We start from the raw sequence: 20,081 nt of genomic DNA on the forward strand, positions 1-20,081 counted from the left end.
GTATTAGCGCAAGGCAATAACGCATGTGCCGGTGAATAATCTTTTGCGCCAGTTTAGACGTATAACGCTGTAATTTTTTTAGATTGGCACTGTGAATTTCGATACACTAGCGCCATGAGTTTATTAAGGAATTGACATGAGCGTTAGCGAGCAACACGGGGCCTCAGATACCAGCCACGAGCAAGCCCCAGAATCATCAGAAAAAACCCACTTTGGTTTTCAACAAGTCGATAAGAATGCCAAAGCCTCTATGGTTGCTGAGGTTTTTCAATCGGTCGCCGCGAAATACGACATCATGAATGACGTCATGTCTATGGGTATTCACCGTTTATGGAAACGCTTTACCATAGACTGCAGCGGTGCAAGAGCCGGCCACAAAGTACTCGATTTAGCCGGTGGCACAGGTGACTTAACCGCTAAGTTTTCACGTATTGTAGGCGACAGCGGTGAAGTGGTGTTAGCCGATATCAATGATGCCATGCTACGAGTAGGCCGTGACAAGCTGCGCGACAAAGGCATTGTCAGCAATGTGAAATACGTACAGGCTAACGCCGAAGCCCTGCCCTTTCCTGATAACAGTTTCGATATCATTACCATTGCCTTTGGCCTGCGCAACGTGACCGACAAAGACAAGGCCTTAGCGTCTATGTACCGCGTTTTGAAACCCGGCGGGCGGTTATTGGTGTTGGAGTTTTCAAAACCTACCAGCGAAGTATTGAACAAGGTTTATGATGCCTATTCATTCCATTTACTGCCTAAAATTGGCGAGCTGGTTGCCAAAGACGGTGACAGCTACAAATACTTAGCAGAATCGATTCGCATGCACCCAGAGCAAGATGTGCTGAAAGACATGATGCAAGAAGCCGGTTTTGAGCAAGTGACCTATCACAACCTAACAGGCGGTATTGTTGCTCTGCACCGCGGGTTTAAGTTTTAAATGTTAGTCGGGCAGCTGATAAGCGCGGGCGTTGAGTTAACCCTTAACCAACTTTTGCAGCTCGATCCTGATTGTAAACCTCGCTTAAAAAAGTTAGCGGGCAAACAACTGCAGGTCACTATTAATGAATTGCCTTGGTCTTTACTGTTTACTTTTTCTGAGCAAATTGATGTCAGCGCCTTGCAGCAAGATCAACAGTCAGCACCCGCTGATGCCGCAGCAGATTGCCATATTACTCTTAGTCTAAGCACACTTAGCGCATTAAGTGACAGCAGTAAAATCAGTCAACTGATTCAACAAGGAAAGCTAGATTTAGACGGTGATATCGATGTTGCCCAAGGATTTAGCAATCTAATGAAAGAGCTGGATATTGATTGGGAAGAACAGTTATCTAAATACACAGGTGACGTGGTTGCTCATCAAACCTTTAGTAGCGTGAAAGCGTTCTTCAATACGGCTCAACAAGAAGTGGAGAAACTCGCTGACCAGCTCAGCGCGCATTTAACCCAACCTGAAGCCGTCGCGGTTACCGAAATCGAAGTTGCGGATTTTTGTGATCAGGTAAATCACCTACGTAGCGCCAGCGATAGGCTTGAAGCGCGAATCGATCACCTCATTGCCTCACAACAGGATGACCAATAACTCGTGCGGATCCTTCGTTTATACCAAATCAATAAAGTTTTTTTACAACACGGCTTAGATGAACTTATTCCTGACAAGTGGCTGCCTTGGTACGCTAAATTAGGACGCTTCGGCTTTTTCTGGTTGCGTAACAAGCATAAAGATAAATCCCCCGGTGCCCGTATTCGTTTAGCGTTGCAGTCTTTAGGGCCAGTATTTATTAAATTTGGCCAAATGTTGTCTACCCGTAAAGACTTGCTAAGCCAAGACATTGCTAACGAATTGGCCATCCTGCAAGACCAGGTCGAGCCTTTTGACAGCGAGGTAGCTCAGCGAATTATTCGCCATGCGCTTGGCGTCAGCGACCTAAGCGAAGTCTTCAGTGAATTTGAAGAAACACCTTTAGCGTCAGCATCCATCGCCCAGGTGCATGCAGCCAAACTGATTGGTCATAGCGAAGAAGTCGTCGTTAAAGTGATTCGCCCAAATATAGGCTCCGCGATCCATGCTGATATTCAGCTTATGCGCACTTTTGCTAATGCATTACAAAAATTACTGCCAGATGGTAAACGCTTACGCCCGGTTGAAGTTGTCGCAGAATACGAAAAAACGATCGTTGGCGAGTTGGATTTACTTAACGAAGCCGCCAATGGCATTCAATTTAAACGTAATTTTGAAGATTCTACCGCGTTGTACGTGCCGCATATTTACAGTGATTACTGCCATGCAAATGTGATGGTAATGGAGCGTATTTATGGCACTCCCATTTCTGATGTTGCCACGTTAGAAGCCCGTGGCACCAATATGAAAAAGCTTGCCGAACGCGGGGTAGAGGTATTTTTCACCCAGGTGTTCAGAGACAGCTTTTTCCATGCTGACATGCACCCCGGCAATATATTTGTCGCCCTTGATAACCCTGACGACCCACAGTATATCACCATAGATTACGGTATTGTCGGCACGCTCAATAGCGAAGATAAACGCTATTTAGCGGAAAATTTTATCGCTTTCTTCAACCGTAATTACCGTAAAGTAGCTGAGCTTCACGTTGATTCAGGTTGGGTGCCGAGCACCACCAGCATTGATGAATTTGAAGCCTCGATTCGCCGCGTGTGCGAGCCCATTTTCCAAAAGCCTCTGGCTGAAATTGAATTCAGTAATGTTCTACTGCAGTTATTTAATACCGCTAGACGCTTCAATATGATTATTCAGCCGCAATTGGTGCTGCTGCAAAAAACCCTGTTGTATATAGAGGGTTTAGGCCGCCAGTTGTACCCGCAATTAGATTTATGGCAAACCGCCAAACCCTTCTTAGAAAATTGGATGCGTGAACAAATTGGCGTAAAAGCCATGTATAACAAGGTTTCAGCGAATTTACCGTTCTGGTCTGAAAAATTGCCAGAAATTCCCGATTTAGTGTATGACTCTATGCGCCAAATCAAACGCTATCCCGAGCAACAAAAGTTGCAGTTCGAAAAGCAGCAGTGGCAGGTGAAGCAGCAACAGCGTAGATTAGTATTTACCATTATTGGAGCAACGTTGTTGGTAGTGTCCAGTGTGATGCCTGTTTACATTCAGCATTGGTGGATACCGGCGAGTATCGCTACATTTGGCGTTTTTAGCTGGTTAATTGCGTGGCGCTGCAGAGTGCCAGAGTAGGCCCTATGAAACTGATAATGAAAGGCACTTTTGGTGTCTTTTTTGCTTTCTGATACGCTCCTTTACGAGTGCCCAAAAAAGCCTTCAACTCGTAGAGCCAAGCCATAAGAGGGCGAGAAATGTTCGTCCCTGCGCAACAAGATAAAAGGTTCGACTTCATAAAATAGCCATTCTCTTAACGTGTTTTGCCGCCAGCGCATACTCACGTAATGCTCGTTTATCTGATAGTTTGGCTTGCTTAATCCTTCAATGTAGTAGCCGGTGATAATGGCAGTTTTACGATTGAATTGATGCAAGCTTTGCCAGCTGTGGCGCCATAACCAGTCTTTGGTTCGATCCCGGTAGTAAAAGTTATTGTCAAAGCGATACAGAGTGTCAGCATTGGCGCTGTAGTCAAACTTGGTTGAGAAATGGCTGCCGAAACCGTCATCACTGTAATAATAAACAGAACCTTCAACACGCATTAGCGTATCTGTCGCCAGTGAATAATGGTTACGATAACGGCTCTTTAAAAAGGTTTGCAGGCCGCGCCCGACGCCAATGCGATGTGAAAATCCACTGTTGGGTCGAGAGCGCCAACTAAGCGCTAGGTTGAGTCGATCTGTATCACCGAAACTATTGTCCCGACCTAGGCGTTCATTGCCCAAACCAGCTTCATCGTCGTAATCTGACAGGACTACATCTAAGCGGTTTTTTAAATTAGGTAAACGTACTCGCACTCGAAAACGATTTTGAAATTGGTCTAACTCTCGCGTACGCGGCTCCCAACCTAAACGAATTCTCGCTTCTGCTTGAGCGACCTCTTGATGCATGACACCGTCGAGAAAAAAGAAATCATCAAACCATATTGCCGTATCTTGCACCGATTGCGCGATATTATTATGCATATCATCGAGCCAAGGATAGACCGGTTCTGGCTCCTCTTTTTGCGCTGTACCTTGCTCATCTTGGGCACTTTGGCAATGAAATGCACTAAACGACATCAGCAAAATCAGGTATTTAAAATTCAATGCCGTACTCCCTGTATTCTAAGGTATTACTGTGCATTGAAATGTTTGCTTAATCAAATCCAGTGACCTTTTTAATTTGCTACGTATAATGGGCTCAAATATTTAAGAGGAGTTTGTTATGTTCGGTATTAGCCCAATGCAGTTAATCATTATTTTAGTGATCGTCGTTTTACTTTTTGGCACTAAAAAACTTCGTAATATGGGCGGAGACTTAGGCTCTGCGGTAAAAGGTTTTAAGAAAGCCGTATCAGATGATGACAAGGACGCAGACTTTAAAGCTGATGAGAAAGTCGAAGATAACAGCAAAGCAAATGACCAGACTGTACAACAGAATGTCAAAAGTGAGTCAGATACTAAGGCTAAAAGTGAGTAACGCGAGCATTACCCATGTTTGATATTGGCTTTCTCGAATTACTCGTTATTGGCGTGGTAGCTCTTTTGGTGCTGGGCCCTGAGCGTTTGCCTGGCGCAATTCGCTCGACCATGCGCACTGTGCGCAGTGTCAAAAGCATGGCCACGGGATTTCGGCAAGAAGTGGAACAGCAATTTAAAATTCACGAATTACACGAAAACCTGAAAAAAGCTGAGCAACAAGGTTTAGAGAATCTATCACCTGAATTGCAAAAATCCGTAGATGAACTGCGAGACGCAGCGAAGTCTGTTCAGAAACCATACGAAAAAAAGTAGTCACGGATGTCAGATCCAAATAGCTTAATTGCCCACCTAATCGAATTACGTGGCAGAGTGTTAAAAGCAGTATTGAGTGTGTTTGTGGTGTTTTTGTGCTTGGTCTATTTCGCCCAAGACCTATACCACTGGCTCGCGACCCCTCTGCTTGAAACCTTGCCAGATCAAGCAGAAATGATTGCCACGGACGTTGCATCACCCTTTTTTGCACCGTTTAAACTGACCTTGGTGTTGTCGTTTTTTATCGCAATCCCTGTTGTGCTGTATCAAATTTGGGCCTTTATAGCCCCCGGTTTATACCGTAATGAAAAACGTTTAGTGGCGCCTCTGTTGTTTTCCAGCACCTTGTTGTTCTATTCGGGTATGGCGTTCGCCTATTATGTGGTGTTCCCTCTTGCTTTTGCTTTCTTCACTGGTGTCGCCCCTGAGGGCGTGACCATTAACACTGATATCAGCAGTTATTTAGATTTTGTGTTGAAGATCTTTTTTGCCTTCGGTTTATCGTTTGAAATCCCCGTGGCAATCGTCTTGATGTGCTGGACGGGTGTCAGCACTCCAGATTCATTGCGAGCAAAGCGCCCTTACGTCATTGTCGGTGTGTTTACTTTAGGTATGCTGCTGACTCCGCCTGACATCATTTCGCAAACATTACTGGCGATACCCATGTGGATATTGTTTGAAGTCGGCATTTTAGTCGGCAGCATGTACGTCAAACGCAAAGAACACGCTGACGATGACGAGCACAGCGACGAGCCGACTGAAATGCGAAAAGAAGAACAGACAGAGCAAGAAAAGAAGGAACAGGAACAATCATGAAGAATGTCATTATTGCCATTGGATTACTGCTAAGCAGCATCACCACAGTTCACGCGCAAGATATTGCGAGCCAGTTACAGGCTTGTCGCGCTCAAACAGACAATGCTGTTCGCCTTGCCTGCTACGACAAACTTGCTGTTAAATATGCGGAAAAAAACATCAAGAATGACCTACATGTCACTAAGGTGAGCACACCAAACAGTAACGCCGCAACACCACCTGTCATAACGCCGACTAAGTCACCAGCTACATCTCCTGTAAGCGTTAGCGCAGAGAAACGCGCGCCAACAGATAACTATGCCAGCCGAGAAGATCAAGTGAAGCGCTTTGGTTTGTCGAAGGTGACGGAGCCACAAGAAAAAGTTGAAAAAATAACCTCAGTTATTACATCAGTACAAAAAAATCCTTACGGCAAACTGATCATCACCTTGGAAACAGGCCAAGTTTGGCGCCAGACCAACAGTACATCACTGAGACTAAAACCGGGACAAGAGGTTTATGTTGAAGAAGGGGCGCTGGGTTCTTACTTCTTAGGCAAAGAGTCAAGCAACAAGCGTATTCGAGTGAAGCGGTCAAAATAACATGCAATGGTTTGACGTTGGCGTAAACGTACCTAGCGATGTCACTACCTTGCCCCCTATGCTTGAGCGCGCAACTAACGCCAACGTCGCAAAAATAATGCTTACGGGCACCGATATAAGCATCAGCCAACAAGCCTCAGCGCTTGCTAAAGCGCATCCTGGGCAAGTATTTAGCACTGCGGGTATTCACCCTCATTATGCACAGCACGCCGCTATTGATTACCGACAGCAGATCAAAGTCCTTGCTGAGCAACCTCAAGTGTTAGCGATTGGTGAATGCGGCCTTGATTTCAATCGTGATTTCTCACCACGAGATATCCAACTCGCGGTATTTGAAGCGCAGCTTGTTATCGCTTGTGAAACCGGCCTGCCGGTTTTTTTACACGAGCGTGATGCGTTTGACGCCCAGTATAAATTACTACACCAATACCATAAGCAATTAAGCGGCGCGCTAGTGCATTGTTTTACGGGCAATACTGAGCAAATGCAGGCGTACCTTGAGCTAGGTTGCTATATTGGTATCACGGGTTGGGTGACCGATGAAAAACGTGGCGGTGATTTAAGAGAAGCCGTCAAGCATCTGCCAATAGAGCGCCTCATATTGGAAACTGACGCTCCTTATTTGAAACCTAAAAAACTGGGTAGCGACAAGATCACTGGTGTTAAACAGAATGAACCTTGCTATTTACCCGTTATTGCCAAAGCGCTAACGGCGTTAATGAATACACCGTTAACTGCACTGGCTGACGCTAGTTTGCGCAACAGCCACGACTTACTGGCTATAGGTTAAGCGGTGGCAATAAACACATTATTTCACAGCGTGCTGACTCAACGTGCTGCCATTCAGCTGATGTCAGTTACCTGTATTTTACTTTTTTTGGTCACGGTTTTTTCAATTAAGCTGCAAACACCAGAGTCACTGACGAATAGCCAATTAACTGTTCTCACCGATACTCAACAGCAATACAAAATCAATACACTGCCAGATGCAAACAGCCCTCAATGGAAAGCAGTTGATGATTTTGAGCTTGGCCTGCCCATGTCAGACACGCCCCATTGGCTGAGTTTTACGATTCCCAATTTACGCTCCAATGAACATTGGTTACTTGAGTTGAACAATGGACTTATTGATCACATCTCTGTGTGGTTTATTGAAGAAGGCGAACTTCTCGATCATTATCAAACGGGCGACACTCTGCCATTTGCATCTCGCAGTATGCCCTACGAAACGTTCATGTTTTCCATCCCTAAATTTGATGAAAACTTACGTGTTGTTATGCGACTTAGCAGTGATGGTACGTTACAGGTGCCAATCAATCTTTGGGCCGAGTCTGCGTTTTTAGTATTCAATGGTGAGCACAGCATCCTGATAGGGCTTTTCTTTGGCATCTTGTTCGCCATGGGGATCAGTAACTTGTTTTTCTTCGTGATCAGCCGCCAGCCTGTGTTTTTACTTTATGCAGGTTATGTATTCAGCTTTGCGCTGCTACTCGCTGCGATGCAAGGCATTGGGTACAAGTATATTTGGTCCGACAGCCCATGGATGCAAAAACACAGTGTGTCTATCTGGGCGAATGCCACGGTCTTTTACGCGATCGTATTTACCAATATTCTGTTAGATATCAAAAGTATCAGCCTGCGCTTGCACAAAATTTTAAATGGGTTGGCCATTTTATTTGCTATGAGCTTAATCGCGGGCTTGTTTATTCCCAAATCATGGTTTTTGGAACCCTTCTTATTTGCACTTTGCGGGATTAGTTTGTTCATATACGCAGTCGGTATTTGGTGTTGGTATAAGCAAGTCCATTTGGCGCGCTTTTACACACTAGCTTGGACATCACTGTTAGTCAGCTCCTTGATTGCCTGTCTTGACCACCTCAATGTGCTGACCCTGTCTATTTCATCTAACTACTTGCTGATGCTAGGTGTCATCATTGAAACTTTCTTATTGGCTCTCATGCTAGCTTTGAGCGTTAATCACCAGCGCCGTCAGTTGTTTAGAGCTCAGCGGGAAGCATTGCGTAAAGAACGAGATATGCGTGCAGTGCAAGACGAAGTGCTCGAGCAGCAAAACAACGCCCAAGAAGAATTGGAGTATAGCGTGCAAGAGCGCACGTTAGAGTTAGAGATAGCCCTTAGGGAGTTATCAGAAATTAACCGCGAATTAGAAGAAAAGAACACATTAGACGCGTTAACGGGTATTCGTAACCGTCGCTATTTTGATAAGAAATATTTAGCGGAAGTGCGCCGAAGCCGCCGTGAGCGCACCGAACTAGTTGTGGCTATGATTGATATTGATCACTTTAAGCGCGTGAACGATGAGCATGGCCATCTAGTAGGAGATGAATGTATTAAGTTTGTCGCCGAGCGCTTGAAAAAAGCCCTTAAGCGCCCCAGTGATGATGTATGTCGCTATGGGGGAGAGGAGTTCTCTGTCATCTTGCCAAGCACCGATATTAAAGGCGCTCAGGACTTACTCGAGCAGTTAAGGCTAGATATTCAAGATACCCCCGTTTATAGCGCGGGTGTGGTTGTTAATTTAACTGTGAGTATTGGCTTAGCCAGCGCCATCATGGACCCCCAGCAGAGTGAAGATGTGTTAATCGGCTTTGCGGATCAATTACTTTACCAAGCTAAAAATAACGGACGAAATTGCATCGTGGCGCAGCAGCTGCCGACCTCTGAATAAATGTAATATCTCGAATTTATTAAGACCTAACCTTACAGGACATCTAACATGGCCGAAATTTATCCTCAAACACGAATGCGCCGTATGCGACGCCACACCTTCACCCGAGACCTCATGGCAGAAAACCAATTAACCGTCAAAGATCTCATTTATCCGGTATTCGTGTTAGAAGGCAATAATCAGCGTGAGGCAATTGAATCAATGCCCGGCGTTGAGCGTTTATCTGTCGATTTGTTGGTTGAAGAAGCAAAAGAGTTACACGCACTGGGCATTCCAGCGCTTGCGCTGTTTCCGGTTACGCCCCTTGAGCGCAAATCAGAATGTGCCAGTGAAGCGTTTAACCCTGATGGTTTAGCCCAGCATGCCGTACGCGCTTTGAAGGCCGCTGTACCCGATATGGGCATTATCACAGATGTCGCCTTAGACCCATTCACCTCTCACGGGCAAGACGGCCTGCTGAACGAAGAGGGTTACGTACTTAACGATGAAACGATAGAGGTACTTATCAAACAGGCCTTATCCCACGCTCAGGCGGGTGCTGACATTGTTGCCCCATCAGACATGATGGATGGCCGCATCGGTGCCATTCGTCAAGCGCTGGAGAGCCACGGATATATCAACACATGCATCATGGCTTACTCCGCTAAGTATGCGTCCAACTACTACGGCCCATTCCGCGATGCGGTTGGCTCTGCTGGCAATATTAAAGGTGGCAACAAAAAGAGCTACCAAATGGATCCTGCAAATTCCAACGAAGCAGTGCGTGAAATCGCCCTTGATATTGCCGAGGGCGCAGACATGGTTATGGTGAAGCCTGGTATGCCATATTTAGACATAGTGCGTCGTTGTAAAGACGAATTTGCTGTGCCGACTTTTGCTTATCAAGTAAGTGGCGAATACGCCATGCACAAAGCTGCATTCATGCAAGGCTGGTTAGATGAAGAATCTGTGATTATGGAATCTTTGTTAGCCTTTAAACGCGCCGGCGCAGACGGCATTTTGACCTACTTTGCCAAACAAGCAGCGCAAATTTTAGTGCGAGATAAATAGAAATTAGATTTGTGAGGTTTTGATACAAGCGCTGGCAGATTTGCTGGCGTTTTTGTTTGTATAAACAAGTAAAGATGTACGCACATGACCTTTGCGAGAGACACTGTCAAGAGGAATACTTTCTGATGCGCTGTTGGGAACGTGAGTTAGAAAATTCGGTCAGAAAACTAAGGTAGAGCGCGCGTTGAAAATAGCACTACTCGCAGGTGAGGTGCCAACCCATTTTGTGTTGCTGCCATTTCTCATTAGCCAATTCTGCATCGATTAAAGGATGCGCTTTCAACCAGCCTTCGGGGAACACTAAGCGCCAGTCATTTTCTTCTACCTCTAAGCGAAATTGCGGTAGAAGGTTATCTTTACGGCGTATCGACAAAATACAAGCTAGACGCAGCACCCTTACTAGGCTACGCATAATGCCTCGGGTTTCACTGTGGTTTTGATCGAATACTTCAGGTGATATTTGCTGACGATGATTCAATACCAGCGTTTTTATGCCATCACGTTGTAAATTGGTATACCCCACCATAGGCACGTGACCTAAAATGTAAGCACCGTGCTTGTGATGCAATTTGTATTCAATGTGTAAACCCGTTTCATGCAACATAGCGGCCGCAACCAGCATAGCCTCACCATCGATTCCGTCAACGTCAGTTTGCTCACTAAGTTGCTTAAACAACGTCAGGGCGACCTCAGTGACCCGTTCCGCTTGCTCCGAATCAATGTGAAAGTGCTGCATATGCTGATGGATAGTTTGCATACGGCGGTCATTCTGCTGCATGTTTTCCAGCATGCCATAGATAAGACCTTCTCGTAGTGCGCCCCCTGATATCTGCATATCGCGGATAGACAACGATTCGAATAAAGCGATGAGAATGGCTAAGCCACTGGGGAAAATAATCCGCCTGGATTCATCCAAACCATCAATTATTAAGTTGTCGAGCGTCGCGCAATCAATACATTGCTGGCGCAAGTTGTAAAGATAGTCGAGCCTAATGGCATCACTGATCCCTTGGGCAACTAAGATTTCTGTAATCGCTTGAGGTGTACCTGATGCGCCTAAGCACTGCTGCCAGTCAAAGCATACGAACTTATCTGCAACAGCATCGACCATCGCTTTGGCTGCATCAATCGCTGCTGCAAAGTTTTCCTCGCTGAGAACATCACCTGCAAAGTGACGCTCTTTAAACGTCACGCAGCCCATGTTGAGACTAACTAGGTGAATGGGGGTCATATCGTTACCGATAATGATCTCGGTACTCGCGCCACCAATATCAATAACCAAAGAATTACCTTGATTGGCAGAGGTATATGCCACGCCCAAATAAATTTGCCGTGCTTCTTCTTCACCACTGATAACGCTTAGTGTGTGATCGAGGATTTGTTGGGCTTTTACGGTAAATACGTCAGCATTTTTAGCTAAACGTAACGTGGCGGTTGCCACCACACGAATGTTGTCTCGGGGAATGTCCTGCAGACGCTCTGCGAACGTTTCGAGGCAGCGCCAGCCGCGCTCTAAACTTTCATCGTCAAGCATCATGTTATCGTCTAGCCCTGCGGCTAAACGCACTTTTTGCTTCACTTTACCAATAATTTGTACACTACCCGCTACCACGCGAACTATCACTAAGTGAAAACTATTTGAACCTAAATCAACGGCTGCATATAGCTCTTCGGGGTGATTTTGCGGTAATCGGGTAGATGTAATCATGGCTTCCTGCGGTTACGCGAGCCTGATGATTGGCGCTTCTGAGGGTTGCGACCATTCTGCATTCGCTTTTTATGGCGAGGCTTAGGTGGTGTCACATCTCGAAGTAGCGCATCGGCTTGATATTCTGTTACCGGAATAGCATGCTCAATGTAGGTTTCAATCGCTGGCAAGTTTAACGCGTAACGTTCACAAGCAAAGCTGATTGAGCTACCGCTTTGACCAGCACGACCGGTGCGGCCGATACGATGTACGTAATCTTCAGCATCATCTGGTAAGTCATAGTTAAACACGTGACTAACCATAGGAATGTGCAAGCCTCGAGCGGCCACATCGGTAGCAACCAGTATATCTAGCTTGCCAGACGTGAAATCTTCAAGGATTTTTAAGCGCTTGTTCTGAGGAACATCACCGCTTAATAGACCCACTCGATGACCATCTGCTTGTAGCCAGTCGGCAACTTTCTCACAGCTGTGCTTAGTATTCGCAAAAACAATGGCTTTATCCGGCCATTCTTCTTCCATCAAACTAAGTAGCAAGGCCATTTTGTCTTCATCAGAAGGATAAAAGAGCTCTTCTTTGATGCGCGTGCCGGTTTTGCGTTCCGGCTCTACTTGCACGTGAGTGGGGTTATCCATGTGCTCATAAGCTAGCTCTTGTACTCGGTACGACAACGTCGCCGAGAACAACATGCTTAAACGCTCTGTCGGTTTAGGCATGCGATTGAAAAGATAACGAATATCTTTAATAAAGCCTAAATCGAACATACGGTCCGCTTCATCAAGTACAGCGACTTGAATACCGGCTAACGAAAAAATGTTCTGCTTGTAGTAGTCAATGATCCTGCCGGTAGTGCCGATAATAATATCTACACCTTCTTCCAGCTTTTCCCGTTGACTTTGGTAACCCTCGCCCCCATAAATCAAACCGAGAGACAAACCAGTGTGTTGACTTAGCAGTTCAGCATCGTTAAAGATCTGAACCGCCAACTCTCTGGTTGGCGCCATAATAATGGCTCTTGGTTGTTTTTTAGTGGGCTGCGGATTACTTAGCAAGTAATGAAAAGTTGCCACCAAGAACGCGATAGTTTTACCGGTTCCGGTTTGCGCTTGACCTGCTATGTCATTCCCTTCTAATAGAGGGGGCAAGCTTAACGCTTGAATGGGCGTGCAGTGACTAAAGTTTGCGGCGGATAACGCCTTAACGACTTGCTCATTGATTGGCAAGTCCGCGAAATGTGTTTCGGTTAAATGAGTTGTTTGCATAGCTTATAGCTTATCAGTGCTTGCATTAAAAAACAGTTTCTATATAACAATCACGATCACGCTGAATTATATCGGCGCTAGAATTAATGACGGAGAAAAGAATGAGCGACAAAATTATCCAGTTATCGGACGATAGTTTCGAGGCAGATGTTATCAATGCTACTGGTCCTGTACTAGTTGACTTCTGGGCGGAATGGTGCGGTCCGTGTAAGATGATTGCGCCAATTTTGCATGAAATTGCTGACGAATTCGACGGCAAGTTAACAGTTGGCAAGCTGAATGTCGATGAAAATAACGAAACACCACCTAAGTATGGTATTCGTGGCATCCCTACTTTGCTTTTATTTAAAGGCGGAAATGTAGCTGCAACTAAAGTCGGCGCACTATCTAAAAGCCAATTAGAAGAGTTTTTGAACGAAAACATCTAATTAAGTGCTGAAAAATTAAGCCCGACCAAATCGGGCTTTTTTATTTCTTGTATACTCTTTGTGCAAAGCTTTGTTCAATGTAATACCTTTTAAACCACTATTTTCACTAGACGTACCGTGATTTTGGTGCTAACTTTTCATTGTTCACACCTGAACAGACCTGTACTTTCGCACCAATCAGAGATTTTTATAAGTAAATACCTTTGAACCATTCAATCAATTTTTGCTGATATGGCAAAACTTTCAAGCATGAAAAGACCCACCAATATGAACCTAACGGAACTCAAGAACAAACCCATCAGTGAGCTGGTTGGACTGGCCGAAAAAATGGGCCTAGAAAACATGGCTCGCGCTCGTAAGCAAGACATTATATTTTCAATTTTGAAAACCCACGCCAAAAGTGGTGAAGATATTTTCGGCGACGGCGTCCTAGAAATACTTCAAGACGGCTTTGGTTTCTTGCGTTCTAACGACGCATCATACTTGGCGGGACCAGATGATATCTACGTATCACCTAGTCAGATACGTCGCTTTAACTTGCGCACCGGCGATACCATTTCAGGTAAAATTCGCCCACCCAAAGACAGCGAGCGATACTTCGCCCTGTTGAAGATCAGCGAAGTTAACTTTGACCGCCCTGAAAACGCCCGTAACAAAATCTTATTCGAAAACTTAACGCCACTGCATGCCAATGAGCGTTTAGTCATGGAGCGAGGCAACGGCAGTACCGAAGATATTACTGCTCGCGTACTTGATTTAGCCTCTCCAATCGGCCGTGGTCAACGTGGTCTTATCGTTGCACCGCCTAAAGCCGGTAAAACGCTTTTACTACAGAATATCGCCCAATCAATTGCAGCAAATCATCCAGAATGTTTGCTCATGGTATTGTTGATTGATGAGCGCCCAGAAGAAGTGACCGAGATGCAACGCCTTGTACAAGGTGAAGTGGTTGCTTCTACCTTTGATGAGCCTGCGAGTCGTCACGTACAAGTGGCTGAAATGGTGATTGAAAAAGCCAAACGTCTAGTCGAACACAAGAAAGATGTGGTTATCTTACTTGATTCAATCACACGTTTAGCCCGAGCGTACAACACCGTAATCCCATCATCCGGTAAAGTACTTACTGGTGGTGTTGATGCTAACGCATTACACAAGCCTAAGCGTTTCTTTGGTGCTGCGCGTAACATCGAAGAAGGCGGCAGCTTAACCATTATTGCTACTGCGCTTATCGATACTGGCTCTAAAATGGATGAAGTTATCTACGAAGAGTTTAAAGGTACGGGTAACATGGAATTACACCTGAACCGCAAAATTGCGGAAAAGCGTGTTTTCCCAGCGATTGACTACAATCGCTCTGGTACTCGCCGCGAAGAATTACTGACCACCCCAGACGAATTACAAAAGATGTGGATCTTGCGTAAAATCGTGCATGAAATGTCAGAAATTGACGCAATTGAATTCTTAATTGGTAAGTTGTCTATGACCAAAACCAATAATGAGTTCTTCACTGCGATGCGCAAGCAAAAAAGCTAGCATCACAGCATAATACGTTTTTTAAAATCCGCTGCAGGTTCGCCCGCAGCGGATTTTTGTTTTTACGGTGCTTTATCTTCTGAAAAAAGTAAAAACCGATAAAAAGACACAGAAAGTTGCTCAATTAACGTTCAAGCGGGACTCGTTGTTTGAATTGAGCTACAATCCGTTTCCGAAATTTACTGGTCAGCAATATCTTGTCTATCAGCATGAGATTTCATCTGCTTGTTCAAGTCCGCTGCACCAAATAAAACCGAAATATAGTGGGAGTGAAAATGCCTCAAGTTGCGATTGTTATGGGTTCAAAGTCTGATTGGCCCACCATGGCCCAAGCGGCAAAAATGTTAGATGCCTTAGGCGTAAGTTATCACGCCCAAGTGGTGTCGGCTCATCGCACCCCTGCCCTGTTAACAGAATTTTCAGAAACGGCAGCCGACAAAGGTTACCAAGTGATTATTGGTGGCGCTGGCGGCGCTGCGCACTTACCTGGCATGATAGCCGCGCATACTCACCTGCCGGTATTTGGTGTGCCTGTGCGTTCAAGCCAGCTAAGTGGAGTAGATTCTTTGTACTCAATTGTACAAATGCCCAAAGGCGTTGCTGTAGGTACCTTAGCTATAGGTGAAGCTGGCGCAGCTAACGCCGGCTTACTTGCCGCGCAAGTTGTTGCTTTGCATGATGAAACCGTACTCAATGCGATTATTCAATTCAGACAAAAACAAACGGCTGACGTATTAGCCCAACCCGCACTGGAACTACCTGAATGAACGTGTTGATTTTAGGCTCCGGCCAACTCGCCAGAATGATGGCGCTAGCAGGTGTGCCTTTAGGGATTGAAGTACGAGCGGTAGATGTAAGCAACCATAAAGTGGTTAACCCCATAGACAAAAAGGTGATGGATATTCACCTTGAAACGGCTATTGAGGCCGCCGACGCGATTTCTGTTGAGTTCGAGCACATTCCAGAGCCTTTGCTTGAACAAGTCAATCGTAGCGGTAAGCTGATGCCAAGTGTTGAAGCTATCGCAGCCGGAGCTGACAGAGTTAAAGAAAAAGCGTTACTCGACAAGCTCAATATCGCCAATTGCCCTTACATGATTGTGGATGACGCGGCTAAGCTCGAACAAGCCGTTGCACAACTAGGCGAAAAGCTGATCATTAAAGCCAGCCGCGACGGCTACGACGGTTACGGTCAATGGCGCTTATCTAGCAAAGAGCAACTGCCTGATATCAAGCAAGCACTGGCCGAGCTTGATTTAAAGAAAGTGCCTTTGGTGGTTGAAAAAATGCTCAGCTTTGAGCGTGAAGTGTCATTAGTTGGCGCACGCGGTAAGAACGGACAGATCGCTCTTTATCCTTTGGTTGAAAACCTACATCATCAAGGCCAGTTGCATACCTGTGTTGCACCTGCACCGGCCATCACCCCTGAATTAGTCACTCAAGCCGAGCAGATTTTTACCGCCCTCGCTAGCGAGCTAAATTACGTTGGCGTACTGGCAGTGGAATTCTTCCAGATGGGTGATACGCTGCTAGTCAATGAAATCGCCCCACGCGTGCATAACTCAGGGCATTGGAGCATGCAAGGTGCCGATACCTGTCAGTTCGAAAATCACCTGCGCGCTATCTGTGAATTACCACTAGGTTCAACCCAAGTGTTGGCACCAAGCGTAATGCTTAACGTAATTGGTTGTGATTTACCGCCAAAAGACATGCTCAGTGTACCTAGAACCCATTTACACGGCTATATGAAAACCCCACGCGCCAAGCGCAAGATGGGCCACATCAATATCACTGGCAATGATTACGCTGAACTGGGCGAAGCGATGCAGAAACTGCAAAAGTGGTTACCGGAAAGCTATTTCCCGACACTGAACAGTGAAGCAGAGCGCCTTTTACAGATAAAATAATAACTTTTGGTTGACAACAAAAGTGGAATCAATAGAATGTCGCCTCGCTCTAGCACATAGCTGCCTAGAGCGGGAATCTAGTGTGCCGACTTAGCTCAGTTGGTAGAGCAACTGACTTGTAATCAGTAGGTCACCAGTTCGACTCCGGTAGTCGGCACCATTTCCCTTCTTTGTACTAAAGTCCCTGTTTGTTTATGCCCTTCGGGCACTAAAATTTTATATTCTATTCGCTACGTTTATTTATGACTTTCAGCCACATTATGTACTGCGTACACTGAAAATATAAGCTTCGTGTAACAGAATCAATGCTGGATATGACAGACCATCCCTTGCAGCGAACTAGCGCCACCGTCAATGGCGAATCGCTCACCCGACAGGCCGGTGTCCCTAAAAACGATGACTTCACCCATGTATGGCTACCTGTAAAGTGCCCACCTTGTCCTGTCGGTCTTACTATTGATACCCCATATATACTAGGGGAATGATAAGAGTAATTTTTCTAGATTTATCTGATTATCATTTATACACTCATTCTGCGTGTTTATTACGTTTGGGATGAGAGCAGTCAAAAAACTAGGTAATAAACATCTCTAATAAAAATTATAAAAATAAAGGAAAGCAGTATTATGGACTTAGCATTAAAACGGAGCGCGATTTGCTCGCTTGCCGTGTCATTTTTTTTAACTGCCTGTGGTGGTGGTGGCTCCAACTCCCCATCTCAACCACCTTCTTTAAATAAAGCGCCAGTTGCTTCCTCTGATAATGCCAATACGCTCGATAATGAAGCCGTTATTATTGAAGTGTTAGCTAATGATTCAGATCCTGAAAACGATCCTCTAATCATAAGCTCAATTAGTGTAGAGCCTGAGTTTGGTACAGTAACAATTAGCGATAATTCAATTACTTATACACCAGAGCAATATTATGCTGGCTCCGATAGTTTCAGCTACCAGATATCTGACGGGAACCTCTCCTCACAAGCCCAAGTTCACATTACTAATAGCCAATCTTACACCCTATCTGGCGTGGTAATAGACGAGCCTATCGCTGACGCTACCGTATCTGTGGCCATGTCAGATAAAGTCTTTACCGCTACCGCAGATAAAAATGGTGTATACAGCCTTACGGTCGTTTTTGATGATGCAAACGCAGTTCTCTTATTAAATGCGAAGGGTTCAACTCAGAACCAACAAGAATCTATTGAATTGGTCAGTTATTTGGGAAGTTATACTGATATCGTCGAGCTCCCAAATACCAGTCGCCAGTTAACTGCAGAGCAAAACGCGGCACTGAATATCACTCAATTTTCTACTGCTAATTATTTGTTAGCCGTAGAAAAAAATAACGGTGTATCCCCTGTAAATATGGGTGAACTTCGCAAAAGCGTGGATCAATTCACTGCAGCAGAGTTAACGACACTAATCGGTTTTATAAAATTATTAGTAGATAACCCTGATTACAATGTACCTGAAAACTCAACCACGTTAACGGTGTTACAAGGCTCAGATAATTCACTATCCGAATCAATAAACACCTATTTAATTCAACAAGAGTTGTGGGATGAAGATACACCGAGTGCTAACTACCTGGCGGATTTGCAAACTGCCATAGAGCAATCCCTTAAGCAACAGTACTTAACTGGAGCACTCACAGAAGAAATGCTTTTAGGTCGTAAAGTCATATCTTTAGCTAAGAATAAAAGTGGGCTTTTACCAGCGTCTGCAGATGTATATCAATTTTCAGAAGACAAGCAAGGTGTTTCCCATTCTAGCGGGAGCAACGTTTTAACTTCTTTTTCCGATGACTTTTCTTGGGAAATAGAAAATGGACAACTTAATATTAGTTATTCAAACCTCCCTCATCTAACAGATATTCCTTTTTATGATTATGGCTACATTTTAAGTGTTTGGGGTTTAGAAACGGCGCAAGAGGTAAAAGAGTTATTTGATCGAGGAGAGTTTTTCCAACTGGAAGTGTTAACGAAAACAGTTAGTGAGAAAATTTCTGTTTTGTCCAAAGGAGAGCGTCAAGCAACGATCTCGAGCGAAAAAGAAATAGAACATATTATAAAGATCTATGACATCTACACTGCTACAGCAACAGAAACCGTCATGGAAACTCGTAGCTTTCTGTTTAACCCAGAAACAACACTTGCTGATAAAAGCGACGAAGACATTGCAGGTACTTGGGCTATGTCGCTCAACTATACCTTTATTACTGATGTAAATGACGATACAACGGACCTTCAATATGGTTTGGGGGATCAATTTGATATTGTCACGTTTAATCTAGATGGCACAGCATCAGGGCTCTTAAGCAAAAATGTTTATACTTGGCAGTTTGCCAATGGAACCATAACCCTAGAAACAGATACAAAGAAGTTTATCGTTACCCCTCTAATTGAGAGCGGCTTAGTACAGATGGCGACTGTAGAATATTATAATGAGAATGAGCTAGAAAACATCACCGTACGCCAAATGATTAAATCAAATACAGCCCAAGTTACAGCAACAGATTTAGTAGTTGAACTACCTTTTACGTATGTCCAGATCGGTACTAACTTTAGCCCAGACTTGTCCCAAGAGATCCCGTCAAGCGTTGAATCGATTTTCGGTTATAACCTAACTGACAATTTTGAAATGCGTAGAGTGTTTAGCAGCGTTGAAAGCCATAGTGGCTCGCCAATAACCCTGTTTAGAAACGATGCTACTAGTTGGAGTTGGAGCGAAACTGACAGTCGGTTAATATTCAACCGCGAATTATTTAACTTTAAACAACAAAGTACGTGGCATGTGCTATCAAAAGATGAAAACGGTCGCATCTACATAGTCAAATACTCTTCTGGAGCTGACGACTTTGATAATGACGGAACTTACGAAAATGCCTACCCGTTAATTAACCCTCGCCTGACAATATTGGAACAAATAGATTTAAGTCAATACGATCGGATATGGGCGAATAGCGTAGAGAATGGCTCCCTAACCGGTCTGTAATATTTTACAATAAAATGCTAAGCGACGACTCCGTCGCTTAGCATTTTTAAAGTAGTTAAGTCGTCAATATATGCGCGGTGGCCACTAGGGCATGCGCTTCGCTTATCTATGTCCTGCGGCTATTTTTCTGACTAAGGATTACTTGCCAAAGCATGTCGAGTTGGCTAAAGCTGTTCCATATTTATCCCGTAAATATTGGTC

At 44.8% G+C, this 20,081-nt stretch carries 18 protein-coding genes and 1 tRNA gene; 16 read left to right on the forward strand and 3 right to left on the reverse strand.

Annotated elements, in window-relative coordinates; genetic code table 11:
* Positions 1-136 precede the first annotated feature (136 nt).
* From ubiE to ubiB, 3 genes are read left to right on the forward strand one after another with little or no spacing between them, the layout of a single operon-like run.
* A complete protein-coding gene (ubiE, locus tag AC0L6N_RS19510; RefSeq protein WP_011576897.1) occupies positions 137-937 on the forward strand; it encodes a bifunctional demethylmenaquinone methyltransferase/2-methoxy-6-polyprenyl-1,4-benzoquinol methylase UbiE in 801 nt (266 codons plus the stop codon).
* Positions 938-1,579, forward strand: coding sequence for a ubiquinone biosynthesis accessory factor UbiJ (locus AC0L6N_RS19515; protein ID WP_011576898.1), 642 nt, complete (start codon positions 938-940; stop codon positions 1,577-1,579).
* A gap of 3 nt (positions 1,580-1,582) precedes the next feature.
* Positions 1,583-3,217: a ubiquinone biosynthesis regulatory protein kinase UbiB gene (ubiB, locus tag AC0L6N_RS19520; RefSeq protein WP_473477026.1), complete on the forward strand. Its 1,635-nt coding sequence runs from the start codon at positions 1,583-1,585 to the stop codon at positions 3,215-3,217.
* 62 nt (positions 3,218-3,279) lie between these two features.
* Here the strand turns inward: ubiB and AC0L6N_RS19525 are convergent, their stop codons facing one another.
* Positions 3,280-4,200 (reverse strand): hypothetical protein, encoded by a 921-nt coding sequence (locus AC0L6N_RS19525; RefSeq protein WP_473481389.1) that lies wholly within the window; start codon positions 4,198-4,200, stop codon positions 3,280-3,282.
* 145 nt (positions 4,201-4,345) lie between these two features.
* Here AC0L6N_RS19525 and tatA point away from each other — a divergent pair, with 145 nt between their 5' ends.
* Genes tatA through hemB form a run of 7 tightly spaced genes read left to right on the forward strand, consistent with a single transcriptional unit; the run spans position 4,346 to position 10,050 of the window.
* Entirely contained in the window at positions 4,346-4,600 is a 255-nt protein-coding gene (gene tatA / locus AC0L6N_RS19530) for a twin-arginine translocase TatA/TatE family subunit (protein ID WP_011576901.1), read from the forward strand.
* Positions 4,601-4,614: 14 nt separating this feature from the next.
* On the forward strand, positions 4,615-4,914 hold the full coding sequence (gene tatB / locus AC0L6N_RS19535; RefSeq protein WP_006995013.1) for a Sec-independent protein translocase protein TatB: 300 nt from the start codon (positions 4,615-4,617) through the stop codon (positions 4,912-4,914).
* A gap of 6 nt (positions 4,915-4,920) precedes the next feature.
* Entirely contained in the window at positions 4,921-5,730 is an 810-nt protein-coding gene (gene tatC, locus AC0L6N_RS19540; RefSeq protein ID WP_473477028.1) for a twin-arginine translocase subunit TatC, read from the forward strand.
* A complete protein-coding gene (locus AC0L6N_RS19545; protein WP_011576903.1) occupies positions 5,727-6,311 on the forward strand; it encodes a hypothetical protein in 585 nt (194 codons plus the stop codon). Before tatC ends, AC0L6N_RS19545 begins: the two co-directional genes overlap by 4 nt.
* Before the next feature lies 1 nt (position 6,312).
* Positions 6,313-7,101 carry a TatD family hydrolase gene (locus AC0L6N_RS19550; RefSeq protein WP_473477030.1) on the forward strand — a complete coding sequence of 263 codons (789 nt, stop codon included), beginning with the start codon at positions 6,313-6,315 and terminating at the stop codon, positions 7,099-7,101.
* A 3-nt stretch (positions 7,102-7,104) separates the two neighbouring features.
* Positions 7,105-9,000 carry a sensor domain-containing diguanylate cyclase gene (locus AC0L6N_RS19555; RefSeq protein WP_473477032.1) on the forward strand — a complete coding sequence of 632 codons (1,896 nt, stop codon included), beginning with the start codon at positions 7,105-7,107 and terminating at the stop codon, positions 8,998-9,000.
* Positions 9,001-9,048: 48 nt separating this feature from the next.
* Positions 9,049-10,050, forward strand: a complete 1,002-nt coding sequence (gene hemB / locus AC0L6N_RS19560; RefSeq protein WP_473477035.1) for a porphobilinogen synthase — start codon at positions 9,049-9,051, stop codon at positions 10,048-10,050.
* Positions 10,051-10,246: 196 nt separating this feature from the next.
* Here hemB and AC0L6N_RS19565 read toward each other — a convergent pair whose 3' ends face one another.
* Both AC0L6N_RS19565 and rhlB read right to left on the reverse strand, forming a co-directional pair.
* Complete coding sequence (locus tag AC0L6N_RS19565) at positions 10,247-11,758, reverse strand: Ppx/GppA phosphatase family protein (RefSeq protein ID WP_473477037.1); 1,512 nt, start codon at positions 11,756-11,758, stop codon at positions 10,247-10,249.
* Positions 11,755-13,020: an ATP-dependent RNA helicase RhlB gene (gene rhlB / locus AC0L6N_RS19570; protein WP_006995006.1), complete on the reverse strand. Its 1,266-nt coding sequence runs from the start codon at positions 13,018-13,020 to the stop codon at positions 11,755-11,757. Before rhlB ends, AC0L6N_RS19565 begins: the two co-directional genes overlap by 4 nt.
* A 101-nt stretch (positions 13,021-13,121) precedes the next feature.
* Between rhlB and trxA the strand changes: the two genes are divergently transcribed.
* From trxA to AC0L6N_RS19600, 6 genes are all read left to right on the forward strand, one after another.
* Positions 13,122-13,448, forward strand: coding sequence for a thioredoxin TrxA (gene trxA, locus AC0L6N_RS19575; protein WP_008303866.1), 327 nt, complete (start codon positions 13,122-13,124; stop codon positions 13,446-13,448).
* Positions 13,449-13,715: 267 nt separating this feature from the next.
* Complete coding sequence (gene rho, locus AC0L6N_RS19580) at positions 13,716-14,981, forward strand: transcription termination factor Rho (protein WP_006995004.1); 1,266 nt, start codon at positions 13,716-13,718, stop codon at positions 14,979-14,981.
* Between the two features lie 275 nt (positions 14,982-15,256).
* Positions 15,257-15,748, forward strand: coding sequence for a 5-(carboxyamino)imidazole ribonucleotide mutase (gene purE / locus AC0L6N_RS19585; RefSeq protein WP_473477040.1), 492 nt, complete (start codon positions 15,257-15,259; stop codon positions 15,746-15,748).
* Complete coding sequence (locus AC0L6N_RS19590) at positions 15,745-16,887, forward strand: 5-(carboxyamino)imidazole ribonucleotide synthase (RefSeq protein ID WP_473477041.1); 1,143 nt, start codon at positions 15,745-15,747, stop codon at positions 16,885-16,887. The genes purE and AC0L6N_RS19590 overlap by 4 nt, the downstream gene beginning before the upstream one ends.
* An 84-nt stretch (positions 16,888-16,971) precedes the next feature.
* Positions 16,972-17,047 (forward strand) — tRNA-Thr (locus tag AC0L6N_RS19595).
* Positions 17,048-17,513: 466 nt separating this feature from the next.
* Positions 17,514-19,880, forward strand: coding sequence for an Ig-like domain-containing protein (locus tag AC0L6N_RS19600; protein ID WP_473477044.1), 2,367 nt, complete (start codon positions 17,514-17,516; stop codon positions 19,878-19,880).
* Positions 19,881-20,081: the final 201 nt, after the last annotated feature.

Source organism: Paraglaciecola sp. G1-13, from assembly GCF_055809255.1.

Coding starts and splice junctions, on each gene's coding strand:
- trxA (WP_008303866.1), top strand. CDS start 13,122: ATGAGCGACAAAATTATCCAGTTATCGGACGATAGTTTCGAGGCAGAT.
- AC0L6N_RS19590 (WP_473477041.1), top strand. CDS start 15,745: ATGAACGTGTTGATTTTAGGCTCCGGCCAACTCGCCAGAATGATGGCG.
- AC0L6N_RS19600 (WP_473477044.1), top strand. CDS start 17,514: ATGGACTTAGCATTAAAACGGAGCGCGATTTGCTCGCTTGCCGTGTCA.
- AC0L6N_RS19515 (WP_011576898.1), top strand. CDS start 938: ATGTTAGTCGGGCAGCTGATAAGCGCGGGCGTTGAGTTAACCCTTAAC.
- rhlB (WP_006995006.1), bottom strand. CDS start 13,020: ATGCAAACAACTCATTTAACCGAAACACATTTCGCGGACTTGCCAATC.
- AC0L6N_RS19525 (WP_473481389.1), bottom strand. CDS start 4,200: ATGTCGTTTAGTGCATTTCATTGCCAAAGTGCCCAAGATGAGCAAGGT.
- AC0L6N_RS19550 (WP_473477030.1), top strand. CDS start 6,313: ATGCAATGGTTTGACGTTGGCGTAAACGTACCTAGCGATGTCACTACC.
- tatA (WP_011576901.1), top strand. CDS start 4,346: ATGTTCGGTATTAGCCCAATGCAGTTAATCATTATTTTAGTGATCGTC.
- purE (WP_473477040.1), top strand. CDS start 15,257: ATGCCTCAAGTTGCGATTGTTATGGGTTCAAAGTCTGATTGGCCCACC.
- AC0L6N_RS19565 (WP_473477037.1), bottom strand. CDS start 11,758: ATGATTACATCTACCCGATTACCGCAAAATCACCCCGAAGAGCTATAT.
- hemB (WP_473477035.1), top strand. CDS start 9,049: ATGGCCGAAATTTATCCTCAAACACGAATGCGCCGTATGCGACGCCAC.
- rho (WP_006995004.1), top strand. CDS start 13,716: ATGAACCTAACGGAACTCAAGAACAAACCCATCAGTGAGCTGGTTGGA.
- tatB (WP_006995013.1), top strand. CDS start 4,615: ATGTTTGATATTGGCTTTCTCGAATTACTCGTTATTGGCGTGGTAGCT.
- ubiE (WP_011576897.1), top strand. CDS start 137: ATGAGCGTTAGCGAGCAACACGGGGCCTCAGATACCAGCCACGAGCAA.
- tatC (WP_473477028.1), top strand. CDS start 4,921: ATGTCAGATCCAAATAGCTTAATTGCCCACCTAATCGAATTACGTGGC.
- AC0L6N_RS19545 (WP_011576903.1), top strand. CDS start 5,727: ATGAAGAATGTCATTATTGCCATTGGATTACTGCTAAGCAGCATCACC.